General features: G+C 67.4%; 12 protein-coding genes. 7 read left to right on the top strand and 5 right to left on the bottom strand.

All coding sequences use genetic code 11. The features are described from left to right. Window positions 1-22 precede the first annotated feature (22 nt). The gene (gene lepA, locus OB2597_RS10395) at window positions 23-1,822 is read left to right on the top strand and encodes a translation elongation factor 4 (protein ID WP_009805511.1); all 1,800 of its coding nucleotides are present in this window, start codon (window positions 23-25) and stop codon (window positions 1,820-1,822) included. A 261-nt stretch (window positions 1,823-2,083) separates the two neighbouring features. Here lepA and OB2597_RS10390 read toward each other — a convergent pair whose 3' ends face one another. Next, complete coding sequence (locus tag OB2597_RS10390) at window positions 2,084-2,341, bottom strand: hypothetical protein (protein WP_009805510.1); 258 nt, start codon at window positions 2,339-2,341, stop codon at window positions 2,084-2,086. A 202-nt stretch (window positions 2,342-2,543) separates the two neighbouring features. On the opposite strand from OB2597_RS10390, the gene OB2597_RS10385 reads away from it, so the two are divergent. Both OB2597_RS10385 and OB2597_RS20955 read left to right on the top strand, forming a co-directional pair. After that, entirely contained in the window at window positions 2,544-2,756 is a 213-nt protein-coding gene (locus OB2597_RS10385) for a dodecin (RefSeq protein ID WP_009805509.1), read from the top strand. A 405-nt stretch (window positions 2,757-3,161) separates the two neighbouring features. After that, entirely contained in the window at window positions 3,162-4,073 is a 912-nt protein-coding gene (locus OB2597_RS20955; protein WP_009805508.1) for a DUF1353 domain-containing protein, read from the top strand. 223 nt (window positions 4,074-4,296) lie between these two features. Here OB2597_RS20955 and OB2597_RS10375 read toward each other — a convergent pair whose 3' ends face one another. After that, entirely contained in the window at window positions 4,297-5,058 is a 762-nt protein-coding gene (locus tag OB2597_RS10375; RefSeq protein ID WP_009805507.1) for an alpha/beta fold hydrolase, read from the bottom strand. A gap of 88 nt (window positions 5,059-5,146) precedes the next feature. Between OB2597_RS10375 and OB2597_RS10370 the strand changes: the two genes are divergently transcribed. Further along, the gene (locus OB2597_RS10370) at window positions 5,147-5,533 is read left to right on the top strand and encodes a hypothetical protein (protein ID WP_009805506.1); all 387 of its coding nucleotides are present in this window, start codon (window positions 5,147-5,149) and stop codon (window positions 5,531-5,533) included. A gap of 326 nt (window positions 5,534-5,859) precedes the next feature. On the opposite strand, the gene glyA is transcribed toward OB2597_RS10370, so the two are convergent. Then, a complete protein-coding gene (gene glyA / locus OB2597_RS10365) occupies window positions 5,860-7,152 on the bottom strand; it encodes a serine hydroxymethyltransferase (protein ID WP_009805505.1) in 1,293 nt (430 codons plus the stop codon). 177 nt (window positions 7,153-7,329) lie between these two features. On the opposite strand from glyA, the gene OB2597_RS10360 reads away from it, so the two are divergent. After that, window positions 7,330-8,091 (top strand): NAD kinase, encoded by a 762-nt coding sequence (locus OB2597_RS10360; protein ID WP_009805504.1) that lies wholly within the window; start codon window positions 7,330-7,332, stop codon window positions 8,089-8,091. 441 nt (window positions 8,092-8,532) lie between these two features. Further along, on the top strand, window positions 8,533-8,730 hold the full coding sequence (locus OB2597_RS10355) for a CsbD family protein (protein WP_009805503.1): 198 nt from the start codon (window positions 8,533-8,535) through the stop codon (window positions 8,728-8,730). A gap of 126 nt (window positions 8,731-8,856) precedes the next feature. On the opposite strand, the gene OB2597_RS10350 is transcribed toward OB2597_RS10355, so the two are convergent. Continuing rightward, on the bottom strand, window positions 8,857-10,746 hold the full coding sequence (locus OB2597_RS10350; protein WP_009805502.1) for a propionyl-CoA synthetase: 1,890 nt from the start codon (window positions 10,744-10,746) through the stop codon (window positions 8,857-8,859). A 272-nt stretch (window positions 10,747-11,018) separates the two neighbouring features. Here OB2597_RS10350 and OB2597_RS22080 point away from each other — a divergent pair, with 272 nt between their 5' ends. After that, complete coding sequence (locus OB2597_RS22080; protein ID WP_009805501.1) at window positions 11,019-11,171, top strand: hypothetical protein; 153 nt, start codon at window positions 11,019-11,021, stop codon at window positions 11,169-11,171. Between the two features lie 177 nt (window positions 11,172-11,348). On the opposite strand, the gene OB2597_RS10345 is transcribed toward OB2597_RS22080, so the two are convergent. After that, window positions 11,349-13,640, bottom strand: a complete 2,292-nt coding sequence (locus tag OB2597_RS10345) for an NADP-dependent malic enzyme (protein WP_009805500.1) — start codon at window positions 13,638-13,640, stop codon at window positions 11,349-11,351. Between the last annotated feature and the right edge of the window lie 217 nt (window positions 13,641-13,857).

Genomic DNA, 13,857 nt, shown 5'->3' with positions numbered 1-13,857 from the left:
GAACCTCTGGTATCTGGCGCGAATGACCGACCTCGCACATATCCGCAACTTCTCGATCGTTGCCCATATCGACCACGGGAAATCCACCCTGGCCGACCGTCTGATCCAGTCGACGAACACCGTCTCGGCCCGCGAGATGAAGGAACAGCTTCTCGACGCGATGGATATCGAGCGCGAGCGGGGCATCACCATCAAGGCCAACACGGTCCGGATCGAATACATCGCCAAGGACGGCGAGACCTATGTGCTGAACCTGATCGACACGCCCGGCCACGTGGATTTCGCCTATGAGGTCAGCCGGTCCATGCGCGCGGTCGAGGGCTCGCTGCTGGTGGTCGACTCGACGCAAGGGGTCGAGGCGCAGACGCTGGCGAACGTCTATCAGGCGATCGACGCGGATCACGAGATCGTGCCGGTGCTGAACAAGATCGACCTGCCAGCGTCCGAACCCGACCGGGTGAAGGAGCAGATCGAGGACGTGATCGGCATCGACGCCTCCGAGGCGCTGCTGGTCTCGGCCAAGTCCGGCATCGGCATCGAGGAGACGCTCGAGGCGATCATCGCCCGCCTGCCCGCGCCCGAGGGCGAGCGCGACGCGCCGCTCAAGGCGATGCTGGTGGACAGCTGGTACGACCCCTATCTCGGCGTGGTCGTTCTGGTGCGGATCATGGACGGCGTCCTGAAGAAGGGCGACCAGATCAAGATGATGCAGACCGGCGCGAAATACTCGGTCGACCGGATCGGCGTCTTCCGGCCCGCCATGCAGGTGGTCGACGAATTGGCGCCGGGCGAGATCGGGTTTCTCACCGCCCAGATCAAGCAGGTGCGCGACACCAAGGTCGGCGACACGATCACCACCGAGAAGAAGGGCTGCGAGACCCCGCTGCCGGGCTTCAAGCCTTCGGTCCCGGTGGTGTTCTGCGGGTTGTTCCCGGTCGATTCGGCCGAGTTCGAGGACCTGCGCGACGCGATCGAGAAACTGGCGCTGAACGATGCCTCGTTCTCCTACGAGATGGAGACCTCGGCCGCGCTCGGCTTCGGCTTCCGCTGCGGCTTCCTCGGGTTGCTGCATCTCGAGGTGATCCGCGACCGGATCGAGCGCGAATACGCTATCGAGCTGATCACCACCGCGCCGTCGGTGATCTACCATGTCTACATGCGCGACGGCGAGAAGATCGACCTGCACAACCCGGCGGACATGCCCGATCCGACCCACGTGGACCATGTCGAGGAGCCGCGGATCAAGGCGACGATCATGGTTCCCGACGATTACCTGGGCGACGTGCTGAAGCTCTGCCAGGACCGGCGCGGCATCCAGCTGGATCTGACCTATGTGGGCGGCCGGGCGATGGCGGTCTACGACCTGCCGCTGAACGAGGTGGTGTTCGATTTCTACGACCGGCTGAAGTCGGTCACCAAGGGCTATGCCTCTTTCGACTACCAGCTTGAGGGGTATCGGCAGGACAACCTCGTCAAGATGCAGATCCTCGTGAACGACGAGCCGGTGGACGCGCTGTCGATGATGGTCCACCGCGACCGCGCCGAGATGCGGGGCCGGGCGATGTGCGAAAAGCTCAAGGACCTGATCCCGCGCCACATGTTCAAGATCCCGATCCAGGCGGCCATCGGCGGCAAGGTGATCGCGCGCGAGACGCTGGCCGCGCTGCGCAAGGACGTGACGGCGAAATGCTACGGCGGCGACGCGACCCGGAAACGCAAGCTCCTGGACAAGCAGAAAGCCGGCAAGAAGAAGATGCGCCAGTTCGGGAAAGTGGATATCCCGCAGGAGGCGTTCATTTCCGCCCTGAAGATGGACAGCTGAGGCCGGTCCGCCCATAAGGTGCGTGCCTGCACGCACCGCCGCCCTGCGCCAGACCTGTGACGCATCGGCCCTGCGCCTTCCAAGCGATGCGTGCAAGCACGCAGCCTGCGGGGCGCGGGAGGCAGGCGGGCCAAATTGACAAAACATAAAAGCGTGCAACGGCGCGGCAAGGTGCGTGACTCACGCACCCTGCGGTCTTAGCGCCCGATCAGGGGTGTCCGTTCCGGCGCCCGGCAGGCGCCGTTGCGGCCATAGCACCCGTCAAACCGGCGTCTTCGCATCCCCCTCCTTGCTCTCCACCGAGGGCGTCTTGCCGGGCGCCGCAGCCCGCGCCGCGCCGGCGGTTTCGCGGGTGGCGGTGCGGGTGGCCTCGGCGGCGGCTTCGGTCGCGCTCTCCGCCATGTCGGTCGAACGGTCGCCGGCTTCCCGCGCGCGTTCGCCATAGCTGCGCATCATCCGGGTCAGCGTGTCGAAATAGCTCAGCATCATCATCTGGGGCAGGAACATCAGTTTCAGCATCGGTCACTCCTTGGGGTTGCCGTATCCGGGAAATGCGCCGCGCCGCGGCATGTTCCGTACCGTCGTGCGGCATGCGCGGAACATGGCCGGCGGCCCGCAGGATGGGGCGTGCACGCACCGAACCTCGTGCCGGTGAACCCCGCCTACCGCCCCGTCGCCTCCGCCCTACTTTCATCTGCACACCATCAAAGGAGGTTTCCCGATGTCAGACCATGTCTATCCCGTGACCGAGATCTACGGCTCGTCCGACACGTCCGTGGACGATGCCGTCCGCAAGGCCGTCTCGACCGCCAGCCAGACCATTCGCCATGTCGAGTGGTTCGAAGTCACCCAGATCCGCGGCCACGTGGGCGAGGATGGCGAGGTGGCGCATTTCCAAGTCGGCGTGAAACTGGGCTTCCGGCTGGAGCGCTAGGCGCACCGAACTCTTGCCGGCCGCCTCCCGGGGCCAGCCCCGCCTGCGGGACGGTTTTGCTACCGGGCAGCCCGCGACCGCGCTTCGTGCCGTCGCGGGCCACTCGCATAGCGGGCCTTGTGCATCGCGGGCCACATGCATCGCGGGCGCGGCGGGCGCGGCTTTCGCCGTGGCGTGGGTATCGGCCGGAGGCCTCCCGCCCCGGCAGGCGCGGGCGAACGGTCTCCCGGCTGATAGGCGGCGGAGGTCCCGACGACGGAGACGGTGCGGCACGTGGGGCCGGCACCCAGCCGCGCGCGAGGCTCTCGACTCCGGAGGCAGGAGGGCGGGCCGGCGCTCTTGCCGAGTGTCGCGAAATCGGAAACACTCGGGCCATTCCGGTTCCCTTTGTCCAGTGCCTTTTCCATGATCCGATCTCTTGCCCCCTTGGCCGCCTGTCTGGCCCTCTCCGCCTGCATGCAGGTGTCCGACGACGACCGCCGCGACGACAGCCAGTTCTGCTCGGACCCGCGCAGCGCGATCTGCGCCTTCATCAACGATCCGCTGAGGCTCGCGCAGAATGTGGTCCGGCTGCCCCGGCGGCCCTATCCGTTCAAGCCGCTGGCGGCGGAGCTGAACTTCGTCGATGCGACGGGGCAGCTCTGGGTGGCGCCCGAGGGGACGCTGACCGACGGCGCCTCGATCCCGCCGGCCTTCGTGGCGGTGGTGGGGCGACCGACCAGCGCGCCCTTTGCCAAGGCGGCGGCGGTGCATGACAGCTATTGCGGCGTCGGCAACGAGGGCACGACCTATTTCCACACGCGGCCCTGGCGGGACACGCACCGGATGTTCTACGAGGCGCTGCGCGTCGGGGGCACGCCCGAGCGGCGGGCCAAGACCATGTATGCGGCCGTCTACATGGGCGGACCGCGCTGGCCCTTCACCCGGCCCGATCCACTGGCCGGGCGCGAGGTTCTGTCGACCCGGCTGGCCCGTGGCCGCATCGACAATCCCCAGCTCGGGCATGTGCCGGAAGAGGCTCTGCAACAGGCGCTGTCCGACATCGTGGATGTGATCGCCGCCACCAACCCGTCGCTTCCGGGGATCGAGGCGCTAGTCGACGCGGCACTGGCCGAGGTGCTGGCACAGTTCCCCGCCACGCCGGGCGCGGACGCCTCCGGTCCGGCCGAACCCGCCGATGAGGGGCGGGCGCGTGATCCCGTGGGCGATGCAGGCGATCCCGTGAGCGACGCCCCCACGACGGGTTCGGAGGAGGCGTCGGAAGAGGCCGCTCAGGGCCTGGTCGAGGCGGAACTCTCGATCGGTAACGCGCTGTAGCTCGGGGCGATCTCCCGGGAGGCTGTCCGCCCGGATCGGGGGGGCGGCCGGCGATCGCCATTTTTGCAGCCGGGTCCCGTGAGGGGTGAGCCGTCCGCGCAGCCTTGGCGCAGTCCTGTCTGTCGTGTGACCAGATTTTGCCCGCGGTACGGGAGCGCGGACAGAATATCTCCGTGCAGCGATACAAGCCGCCTGCGCTCGGCTCACGGCTCGCGATTGGCGGTCACTCTCCCGCCGAGAGGAAGGCGGTGACGGCGGCCTCGAACTCGCGCGGCTTGTCGGCGTGCAGCCAGTGGCCGGCGCCGGGAAGCTTGGCGAATACGGCGCGGGGGAAAAGCTGCTTGATCGTGTCGCGATGCCCGGGCTGCACATAGTCGCTCTCGGCGCCGGTGAGGAAAAGCGTGCGTCCCTGGTGCCGGCCCTCGATCTGCGGAAAGCCGATTATCTTCTCCATGTCGCGGCGCAGCACCGGCAGGTTGTAGCGCCAGCGCCGGTCCGCAAGGTCGAGCGACTGGGTGAAGAAGGCCTGCAGCGCGGGCTCGATGCCATGTCGCGCCAATTGCTCCTGCGCATCCGAGCGGCGGGTGACCGAGGCGAGATCGACTGCTTCCATGGCCTCGATCTTGTCGGTCTGGGAATGCGGATAGGTGACGGGTGCGATATCGGCAACGATGAGGCGGCGCAGATGTTCGGGCCGGGTCAGGGCCAGGGTCATCGCCGCCTTGCCGCCCATGGAATGCCCCAGCAGGTCGACCTCGCCCAGGGGGGCCATGACCTCGGCCAGATCATCGGCCATGTCCTGATACGCGTTGCTGTCGAAATGCGGGCTTTCGCCGTGGTTGCGCATGTCGACGGCGATCACGGTGCGATCGCGCGACAGGCGTCTGGCGATCACGTTCCAGTTCCGGGCCGAGCCGAAGAGCCCGTGCGCGATGACGAGGGGGATGGAGCCTTCGGGGCCGTCGTGGCGAAGCATGTTCAGCATGGCGCGACCCTATCCGGCGACCCGGGGCTTCGCCAGAGCGTCATCGGCCCCGTTGAGCCTTTTCGCAGTTCGCTGTATTCCCGAGACGATGACCGAGAGCGCTTTCAACGACGAGGATTTCAACCGCCGCACCGAAGAGGCGCGCGAGGCGTTGCGCAAGGCGTTCGGCGGCAAGCCGGACACCCTGCGGGATGCGTTGAAGCGGGCGGGGCGGCGGCTTCCGTCGCGGGCGCGCAAGGCGGGCGAGGCGGTGCTGGCCGCGCAGGACCTGGCCGGACATCCGAAGCTGCGCCAGCAGATCGATCCGCTCAAGGTGGACCGGGAACTGGACCGGTTGATCGCCGGGGCCAGGGGGATCGACCGCAACGACCGGCGCCGGGGCTGGATGCTGGGGGCGCTGGCCTCGCTGGCCTTCAACTTCCTGCTGCTCTTCGTTCTGTGGCTGCTGTTTGCGCTCTGGCAGGGGTGGGTCTGAGGCTTGGTGGCCGGCGAGTCCGGCCCGGACTGCTGAAGGAGGCGCTGTTTCCGGTCGCTCGGGGGGTGACGAGGAGGAGAAGGAGGCGCTGTTTCCTGTCGCACCGGAGGTGCGCGATCAGAAGGGACAAGAGGGGGCGCGGCCCCCTGTCGCACCGGAGGTGCGCAATCAGAAGGACCAAGAGGGGGCGCGGCCCCCTCTTGAGCCCTGCGGGCTCAATTCACCCCCGGAGTATTTTCGGCAAGGTGAAGCAGGGTCGCGGCGCCGGATGCGCAGGTCGTGCGCGGGGGCGGTCGTTGCGGGTGCGGGCAGCGACCGCCTGCAGGTCATATGCCGGCGTAGAGGGGGAAGCGGGCGCAGAGGCCGGCGACCTCGGATTTCACCTTGGCCTCGACCTCCGCATTGCCGTCCTCGCCGTTGGCGGCCAGTCCGTCCACCACCTCGACGATCCAATCGGCGATCTGGCGGAACTCGTCTTCGCCGAAGCCGCGGGTGGTGCCGGCCGGCGTGCCGAGGCGGATGCCGCTGGTCACGAAGGGCTTTTCCGGATCGAAGGGGACGCCGTTCTTGTTGCAGGTGATATGCGCGCGGCCGAGCGCGGCCTCGGCGGCCTTGCCGGTGACCTTCTTGGGGCGCAGGTCGGCAAGGCAGAGGTGGTTGTCGGTGCCGCCGGAGACCACGTCGATCCCGCCTTTCATGAGCTGATCGGCCATGGCGCGGGCGTTGGCGACGACCTGGGCCGCGTAGCCCTTGAACTCGGGGCGCAGCGCCTCGCCGAAGGCCACGGCCTTGGCGGCGACGACATGCATCAGGGGCCCGCCCTGCAGGCCGGGGAAGACGGCCGAGTTGACCTTCTTGGCGATGCTCTCGTCATTGGTCAGGATCATGCCGCCGCGGGGCCCGCGGAGCGACTTGTGGGTGGTGGTGGTCACCACATCGGCGATGCCGACCGGAGAGGGATGCGCGCCACCGGCGACGAGCCCGGCGATATGGGCCATGTCGACCATAAGCCAGGCGCCGACCTCGTCCGCGATCTCGCGGAAGGCCTGCCAGTCCCAGACGCGGGAATAGGCGGTGCCGCCGGCGAGGATCAGTTTCGGCCGATGCTCGCGCGCCTTGGCGCGGACCTCTTCCATGTCGAGCAGTTCGTCCTGCTGGCGCACGCCATAGGAGACGACGTTGAACCACTTGCCGGACATGTTCACCGGCGAGCCGTGGGTGAGATGGCCGCCGGAATTCAGGTCGAGCCCCATGAAGGTGTCGCCGGGCCTCAGCAGCGCCAGGAACACCGCCTGGTTCATCTGGCTGCCGGAATTCGGCTGGACGTTGGCGAAGCCCGCCCCGAAGAGCTGCTTGGCGCGCTCGATGGCCAGTTCCTCGGCCACGTCGACGAACTGGCAGCCGCCGTAGTAGCGTTTGCCGGGATAGCCTTCGGCGTACTTGTTCGTCATCACGGACCCCTGCGCCTCGAGCACGGCGGCGGAGACGATGTTTTCCGAGGCGATCAGTTCGATCTCGTCGCGCTGGCGGCCAAGTTCGTTGCGGATGGCGCCGAAGATCTCGGGGTCACGGGTTTCCAGCGCTTCGGTGAAAAAGCCTGCGTCCTTGATGTCTTTCATGGCGGCGTCTCCTGCGGGTCCGGTTCGGCATGGTCCTAGCGAAAACCGGGCAGGGGAGAAAGGGGCGAAAGTGACGCTTTCGGCCATGTTTGCGGCAGGGGTGGCACGGGACGGGAGATTGTGCTTGTTTCGGAACGCTGCGGGCGAGATCGGAAACTTCGGCAGGGGATCGGCGGGATGGTGAAGAAACTGGCCTTTGTCGCCAGCCGGGGGGCGAAGGCGCGCGAGGCGCGGGACCATCTGATCGCGCGGTTCGGACAGGCGGCCGAGGACGAGGCCGATGCCATCGTGGCGCTTGGCGGGGACGGGTTCATGCTGGCCACGCTTCACCGGACCCAGCATCTGAGGACGCCGGTCTACGGGATGAATCGCGGCACCGTCGGTTTCCTGATGAACGAATACCACGACGACGATCTGCTGACGCGGCTGGACAATGCCGAACTGGCGCTGATCAACCCGCTGAGGATGCGGGCGACGCGCGCCGACGGAAAGGCGACCGAGGCGCTGGCGATCAACGAGGTCTCGCTGCTGCGGGCGGGGCCGCAGGCGGCCAAGCTCAAGATCAGCGTCGACGGCAAGGTCCGCATGGAAGAGCTGGTCTGCGACGGCGCGCTGGTCGCCACGCCTGCCGGCTCGACCGCCTACAACTATTCGGCGCACGGTCCGGTCCTGCCGATCGACTCGGACGTGCTGGCGCTGACGGCCATCGCGCCGTTCCGCCCCAGGCGCTGGCGCGGGGCGCTCATTCCCGTGGCCTCGCGCGTGCAGTTCGACGTGCTGGAGCCCGAGAAGCGGCCGGTCATGGCGGACGCGGACAGCCGTTCGGTGCCCAACGTGATCTCGGTCGAGATCGCGTCGGAGCCCAAGATCGTGCATCGCCTGCTCTTCGATCCCGGTCACGGGCTGGAGGAACGGCTGATCCAGGAGCAATTCGTCTGACGCAGGCGGGGGCCCGGTCCGCCTCGCGCCCCCTCGTGCCAGGTGAATTGGGCCGGCGCGTCCGGGGGCAGGGCCCCCTCACAGCGCGGATATCGCCGGGACCGGGGGGAGGGAGCGCCCGTCCCGCGGCCCCTGTGCGGTTCCGCGACCTTCGTCCGCTGCACGGGCGTTGGGATCGGCGGTAAACTGGTTGATCAATGCCTCCGATTTTTCCGTGAGGCCGATGGCCGCCGTATCGAAGTGTTGACAAACGACATGCTGGCGGAGGCCCGGAAGATGTCCCGATCCCGGGTGTTTACGCCCATCGAAGTGGCGGCGCACCCTTCGTCCGGCGTCGATCTGAACGGTCAAGCCTGGGGGCGCGGCCTCCGATCGGGCCGGGAACTCCTCCGGGCCCTCTGCGGTTTATCCTTCGAATGGCAACCAAAGGAGGATGCAGAGATGAACTGGGATAAAATTCAAGGCAACTGGAAACAGATGAAGGGCGAGGCCCAGTCGCAATGGGGCAAGCTGACCAACGACGATCTGGATGTCGTGGACGGCAACCACGAGAAACTGGTCGGCAAGCTGCAGGAGCGCTATGGCTACGCCAAGGAAGAGGCCGAACGCGAAGTGGACGACTTTGCCGCGCGGCACTGATCCGGCTGCCTGACGTTAGATGAAAGGGGCGCGGTAGAGGCCGCGCCCCTTTCTCTGTCCCGGGGCGGTGCGTGGGGCGGTGCGCGTGAACACGCACCCTACGCGGCTTGGCGGCAGCCGTTTCGCCTATGCGGGGTATCCTATCGTCTTCAGCGCATCCCCGATCTCGTCGAGAATGGCGGGATCGTCGATCGTGGCGGGGACCTTGTAGTCCTCTCCGTTCGCGATCTTGACCATGACGGCGCGCAGGATCTTGCCCGACCGCGTCTTGGGCAGTCGGTCGACCACCACCGCCAGCTTGAAGGCGGCGACGGGGCCGATCTGGTCGCGGACCATGGCGACGACCTCTTTCACGATCTCATCGTGCGGGCGGTTCACCCCCTTGGTCAGACAGAGGAAACCGACCGGGAGCTGACCCTTGAGCTCGTCCCTGATGCCGATGACGGCGCATTCCGCCACGTCCGGATGATCGGCAAGCACCTCTTCCATCCCGCCGGTCGAGAGCCGGTGCCCCGCGACGTTGATGACGTCGTCGGTGCGGGCCATGATCCACAGGTACCCGTCCTCGTCCAGCATTCCCGCGTCCCCGGTTTCGTAGTGGCCGGGAAAGCGGTCGAGATAGGCTTTCCGGAACCGCGCCTCGGCGTTCCACAGGGTCGAGAAGGTGCCGGGGGGCAGGGGCAGCGGCGTGACGATGGCGCCGAGCTCGCCCCGGGGGAGTTCTTGGCCCGCCTCGTCGAGAATGCGGAAATCATAGCCGGGCATGGCCACGGAGGGCGAGCCGATCTTTACGGGAAGCGGCTCGATCCCCATGGGGTTGCCGACTGCGGGATAGCCGAGCTCGGTCTGCCACCAGTGATCGATCACCGGGATACCGAGCAGGTCCTTCGCCCAGTTGATCGTGTCGGGATCGCCCCGTTCCCCGGCCAGATAGAGCGTGCGCAGGCAGGAGAGGTCGTATTTCTCACGGTACTTGCCCTTGGGATCCTCGCGTTTGATGGCGCGGAAGGCGGTCGGAGCGGTGAAGAAGCTGCGGACCTTGTGCTCGGAGATCACGCGCCAGAAGGTGCCGGCATCGGGGGTGCCGACGGGCTTGCCCTCGAAGACGACGGTGGTGTTGCCGTGGATGAGAGGGCCGTAGCAGATATAGCTGTGCCCGACGACCCAGCCGACGTCGGAGGCGGCCCAGAAGACGTCCCCCGGATCGACGTTGAAGAAGTTCTTCATCGTCCAGTTGAGCGCCACGAGGTGACCGGCCGTCGGGCGGACCACCCCCTTGGGCTGGCCGGTGGTGCCGGAGGTATAGAGGATGTAGGCGGGGTGATTGCCCTCGACCGGCAGGCAGTCGGCGGGGGCGACGCCCTGCTGGACATCGTGCCAGTCGAGGTCGCGTCCCTCGGTCAGCGGGGCGATCTCCTGATCGCGCTGGAAGACGATGCAGAAGTCGGGCTTGTGGGTCGCCTGCTCGATCGCGCCGTCCAGCAGTGGCTTGTACTTGACGGTGCGGCCCGGCTCGATCCCGCAGGAGGCGGCGATGATCGCCTTGGGGGTGCAGTCGTCGATCCGGACGGCCAGTTCGTGGCTGGCAAAGCCGCCGAAGACCACGGAATGCACGGCGCCGATGCGGGCGCAGGCCAGCATGGCCTCGATCGTCTCGGGCACCATCGGCATGTAGATGATGACGCGGTCGCCCTTTTCAACGCCCTTGGCGCGAAGCGCGCCGGCGAGGGTGGCGACGCGGCTGCGCAACTCGCGAAATGTGATCTCGCGCTTGGTTTCGGTGACGGGGCTGTCGTAGATGATCGCGACCTGATCGCCGCGGCCCTGTTCGACATGGCGGTCGACGGCGTTCCAGCAGGTGTTGACCATGCCGTCGGTGAACCATTCGTAAAGGGGCGCGTTGCTGTCATCCAGCGCCCGGCTGGGCTTGCGGTCCCAGTCGATGGCCTCGGCAGCCTGCATCCAGAAGGCTTCGGGGTCGCTTTTCCAGCTGTCGTAGACGTGCTTGTAACCCATGGGGTGTCCTCCTCCTCCGGCGTTTGCGCCGTGGTAGGATGAAGGATCTTCGGTGCGCAAGTTGCAAGGGCGCTGACGCGGCGCTTTGGCGCGGAAAATCACGAGCCGGCGGAATCGGGAACGGAACGGGTGGAGACAGCGCTCCGGGGGCGAACGGTCTGCGGCGCGGCCCCGATCAAGGTGCGTGAGATCACGTACCCTGCTGGGCGGGTTGCGCGGGCGGAACCGGCAACCATCGGCGGCTTGTGGCTCACGCCAGCCGAGAGCGAGCCATGCGCCGCGAAATCCGTCTTGCCAAACCGCGTGAACGGGCGACATTTCGTTTCAGGCGCGGCATCGTGCCGTGCCGGACACCGGAGGAGGTCGCCATGGGCGACAAGAAGGAAAAACCCGTCAAACCGGGTTCGAAGACCATCAAGAAGTAGGTCGTGATCAAGGGCCGCGGCGCGCATGACCAGCGTCGCCGCGGTTTGCGAGGGCAACTGCGCCGGGCCCTGCGTGCCAGCGATCCGCAAGGGGTAGTGGCTTCCGGCGCGGGTTTCAGCCAAGCTGTCCGGCCGCCCAGGCAGGCGCCCGCGGGTCGCGCGACCGTGGTCCTGCCTTCACCCGTAGTGCGCCACCGGCGTCCCGGCGATCGCCGCCATGTTCAGCAGGCCGCGGGGCGTGATCGAGGGGGTCACGATATGGGCGCTGTTGCCCAGCCCCATCAAGATCGGACCGACCTCCAGACCGCCGCCCTTCATCTTGAGGATGTTGCGCACGCCCGAGGCCGCGTCGGCATGGGCAAAGATCAGAACGTTCGCCGCCCCCCGCATGCGGTTGCCCGGAAAGACCCTTTCGCGCAGTTCGGCGTCGAGGGCGGAGTCGACGTTCATCTCGCCCTCGTAGCAGAAGTCGCGCGGCTCGCTGTCGAGGATGGCGATGGCGTCGCGCAGGCGGCGGGCGGTCTCGGTCTCCTGATTGCCGAACTGGGACCGCCCGCAGAGCGCGACATTGGGCACGAGACCGAAGCGCTTGACGTGGCGCGCCGCCCCGACAGTCGCCTCGGCCAGCTGCGCGGCAGTCGGATCGGACCGGACATGCGTGTCGGCGAGGAACAGGGGCCCGTCCTCGAGGATCATCATCGACAGGGCCCCGACCGGATGCCGGTCGGCATTGCCCAGCACCTGCTCGATATAGTTCAGATGCCAGCGATATTCGCCGAACGTGCCGCAGATCAGGCTGTCGGCCTCTTCGCGGTGCACCATGATCGCGCCGATGGCCGTCGTGTTCGTCCGCATGATGGCCTTGGCGAGGTCCGGGGTGACGCCGCGCCGGGCCATGATCTCCTGGTAGGTTGTCCAGTAGTCGCGGTAGCGGGGGTCGTTCTCGGGGTTGACGTTGGTGAAATCCGTATCGGGGCGGATCTTCAGACCCGCCCTCTCGCAGCGCGCCCCGATCACCTCGGGGCGGCCGATCAGGATCGGCTGCTCCGTCGTCTCCTCGAGGATGGCCTGGGCGGCGCGCAGCACGCGCTCGTCCTCGCCTTCGGCAAAGACGATCCGTCGCGAGGCGGTGCGCGCGGCGTCGAAGACCGGCCGCATGAGCAGCGCCGACCGGAAGACCGACGACCGCAGCTTCTCGCGGTAGGCCTCCACATCCTCGAGCGGGCGGGCCGCCACGCCCGAGGCCATCGCGGCCTCGGCCACGGCGGTCGAGACGGTGGCGGAGAGGCGCGGGTCGAATGGCTTGGGGATCAGGTAGTCGGGGCCGAATGTCAGCTGCTCGCCCCGGTAGGCGGCGGCGGCCTCGGCGCTGGTCGTGGCGCGGGCGAGGGCGGCGATGCCATCGATGCAGGCCAGCGCCATCTCGTCGTTGATCTCGGTCGCGCCGACGTCCAGCGCGCCGCGGAAGATGAACGGGAAACAGAGGACGTTGTTCACCTGGTTGGGAAAGTCCGATCGGCCTGTGGCGATGATCGCATCGGGGGCGACGGCGCGCGCCTCGTCCGGCATGATCTCGGGGGTGGGGTTCGCCAGGGCGAAGATGATCGGGCTCCCGGCCATGCGGGCGACCTGCTCCGGTTTCAGAACGCCCGGTCCGGAAAGGCCGAGAAAGAGATCGGCGCCGTCGATCACCTCGTCCAGCGTCCGCAGCTCGGTGGCCTGGGCATAGGCCGCCTTCTGCGGGTTCATGTCCTCGGCGCGGCCCTCGTGGACCAGCCCGTGGATATCGCAGAGCCAGACATTCTCGCGCCGGACGCCCAGCTTCAGCAGCATGTTCAGGCAGGCGATGCCCGCCGCCCCGCCGCCGGTCGAGACGATCTTGATGTCCTCGAAGGCCTTGCCGGCGACGTGAAGCGCGTTGGTCGCGGCCGCGCCGACGACGATGGCGGTGCCGTGCTGGTCGTCGTGGAAGACGGGGATCCTCATCCGCTCGCGGCAGATGCTCTCGACGACGAAGCAGTCGGGCGCCTTGATGTCCTCGAGGTTGACCGCCCCGAATGTGGGTTCGAGGGCACAGACGATATCGGCCAGTTTCTCGGGGTCGGACTCGTTCACCTCGATATCGAAACAGTCTATCCCGGCGAATTTCTTGAAGAGCACGGCCTTGCCCTCCATCACCGGCTTCGAGGCCAGTGCGCCGATGTCGCCAAGACCCAGAACGGCCGTTCCGTTCGATACCACCGCCACCAGGTTGCCCCGCGCGGTATAACGGGAGGCATTGGCCGGATCGTCCCGGATCTCGAGACAGGCCTCGGCCACGCCGGGCGAATAGGCGAGCGAGAGGTCGCGCCCGTTGGCCAGCGGTTTGGTGGCGCGGATTTCCAGTTTTCCGGGGCGCGGCGTCTCGTGATAGGTCAGGGCGGCCTGGCGCAGGATCTCGCGCGCGGCACGCGGGGTTTCGGTCGACATAAACGGCCTCCTCCGAAGGATGGTTGAGCGTTAAACGAATTCGCGACGCTGCGGAAGTCCCGTGCCGCCCGGCTACCTGCCGCCACGGCCCCGCCCCGCGCCCGGGCCGGCACGACGCGGCTCTCCCGCTTCATCTTGCGGGAAATACTCCCGCCGGAGGCGTCCCCTCGGCGCCGCCCGCGCCTCGGCCGCCATGGTGCGCGCCTGCCGCAGGGAT

It is taken from the genome of Pseudooceanicola batsensis HTCC2597 (assembly GCF_000152725.1).
Taxonomy (GTDB): domain Bacteria; phylum Pseudomonadota; class Alphaproteobacteria; order Rhodobacterales; family Rhodobacteraceae; genus Pseudooceanicola; species Pseudooceanicola batsensis.
Note: the sequence above shows the minus strand (reverse complement) of the source record. Positions and strands in the feature narration are given on the sequence as shown.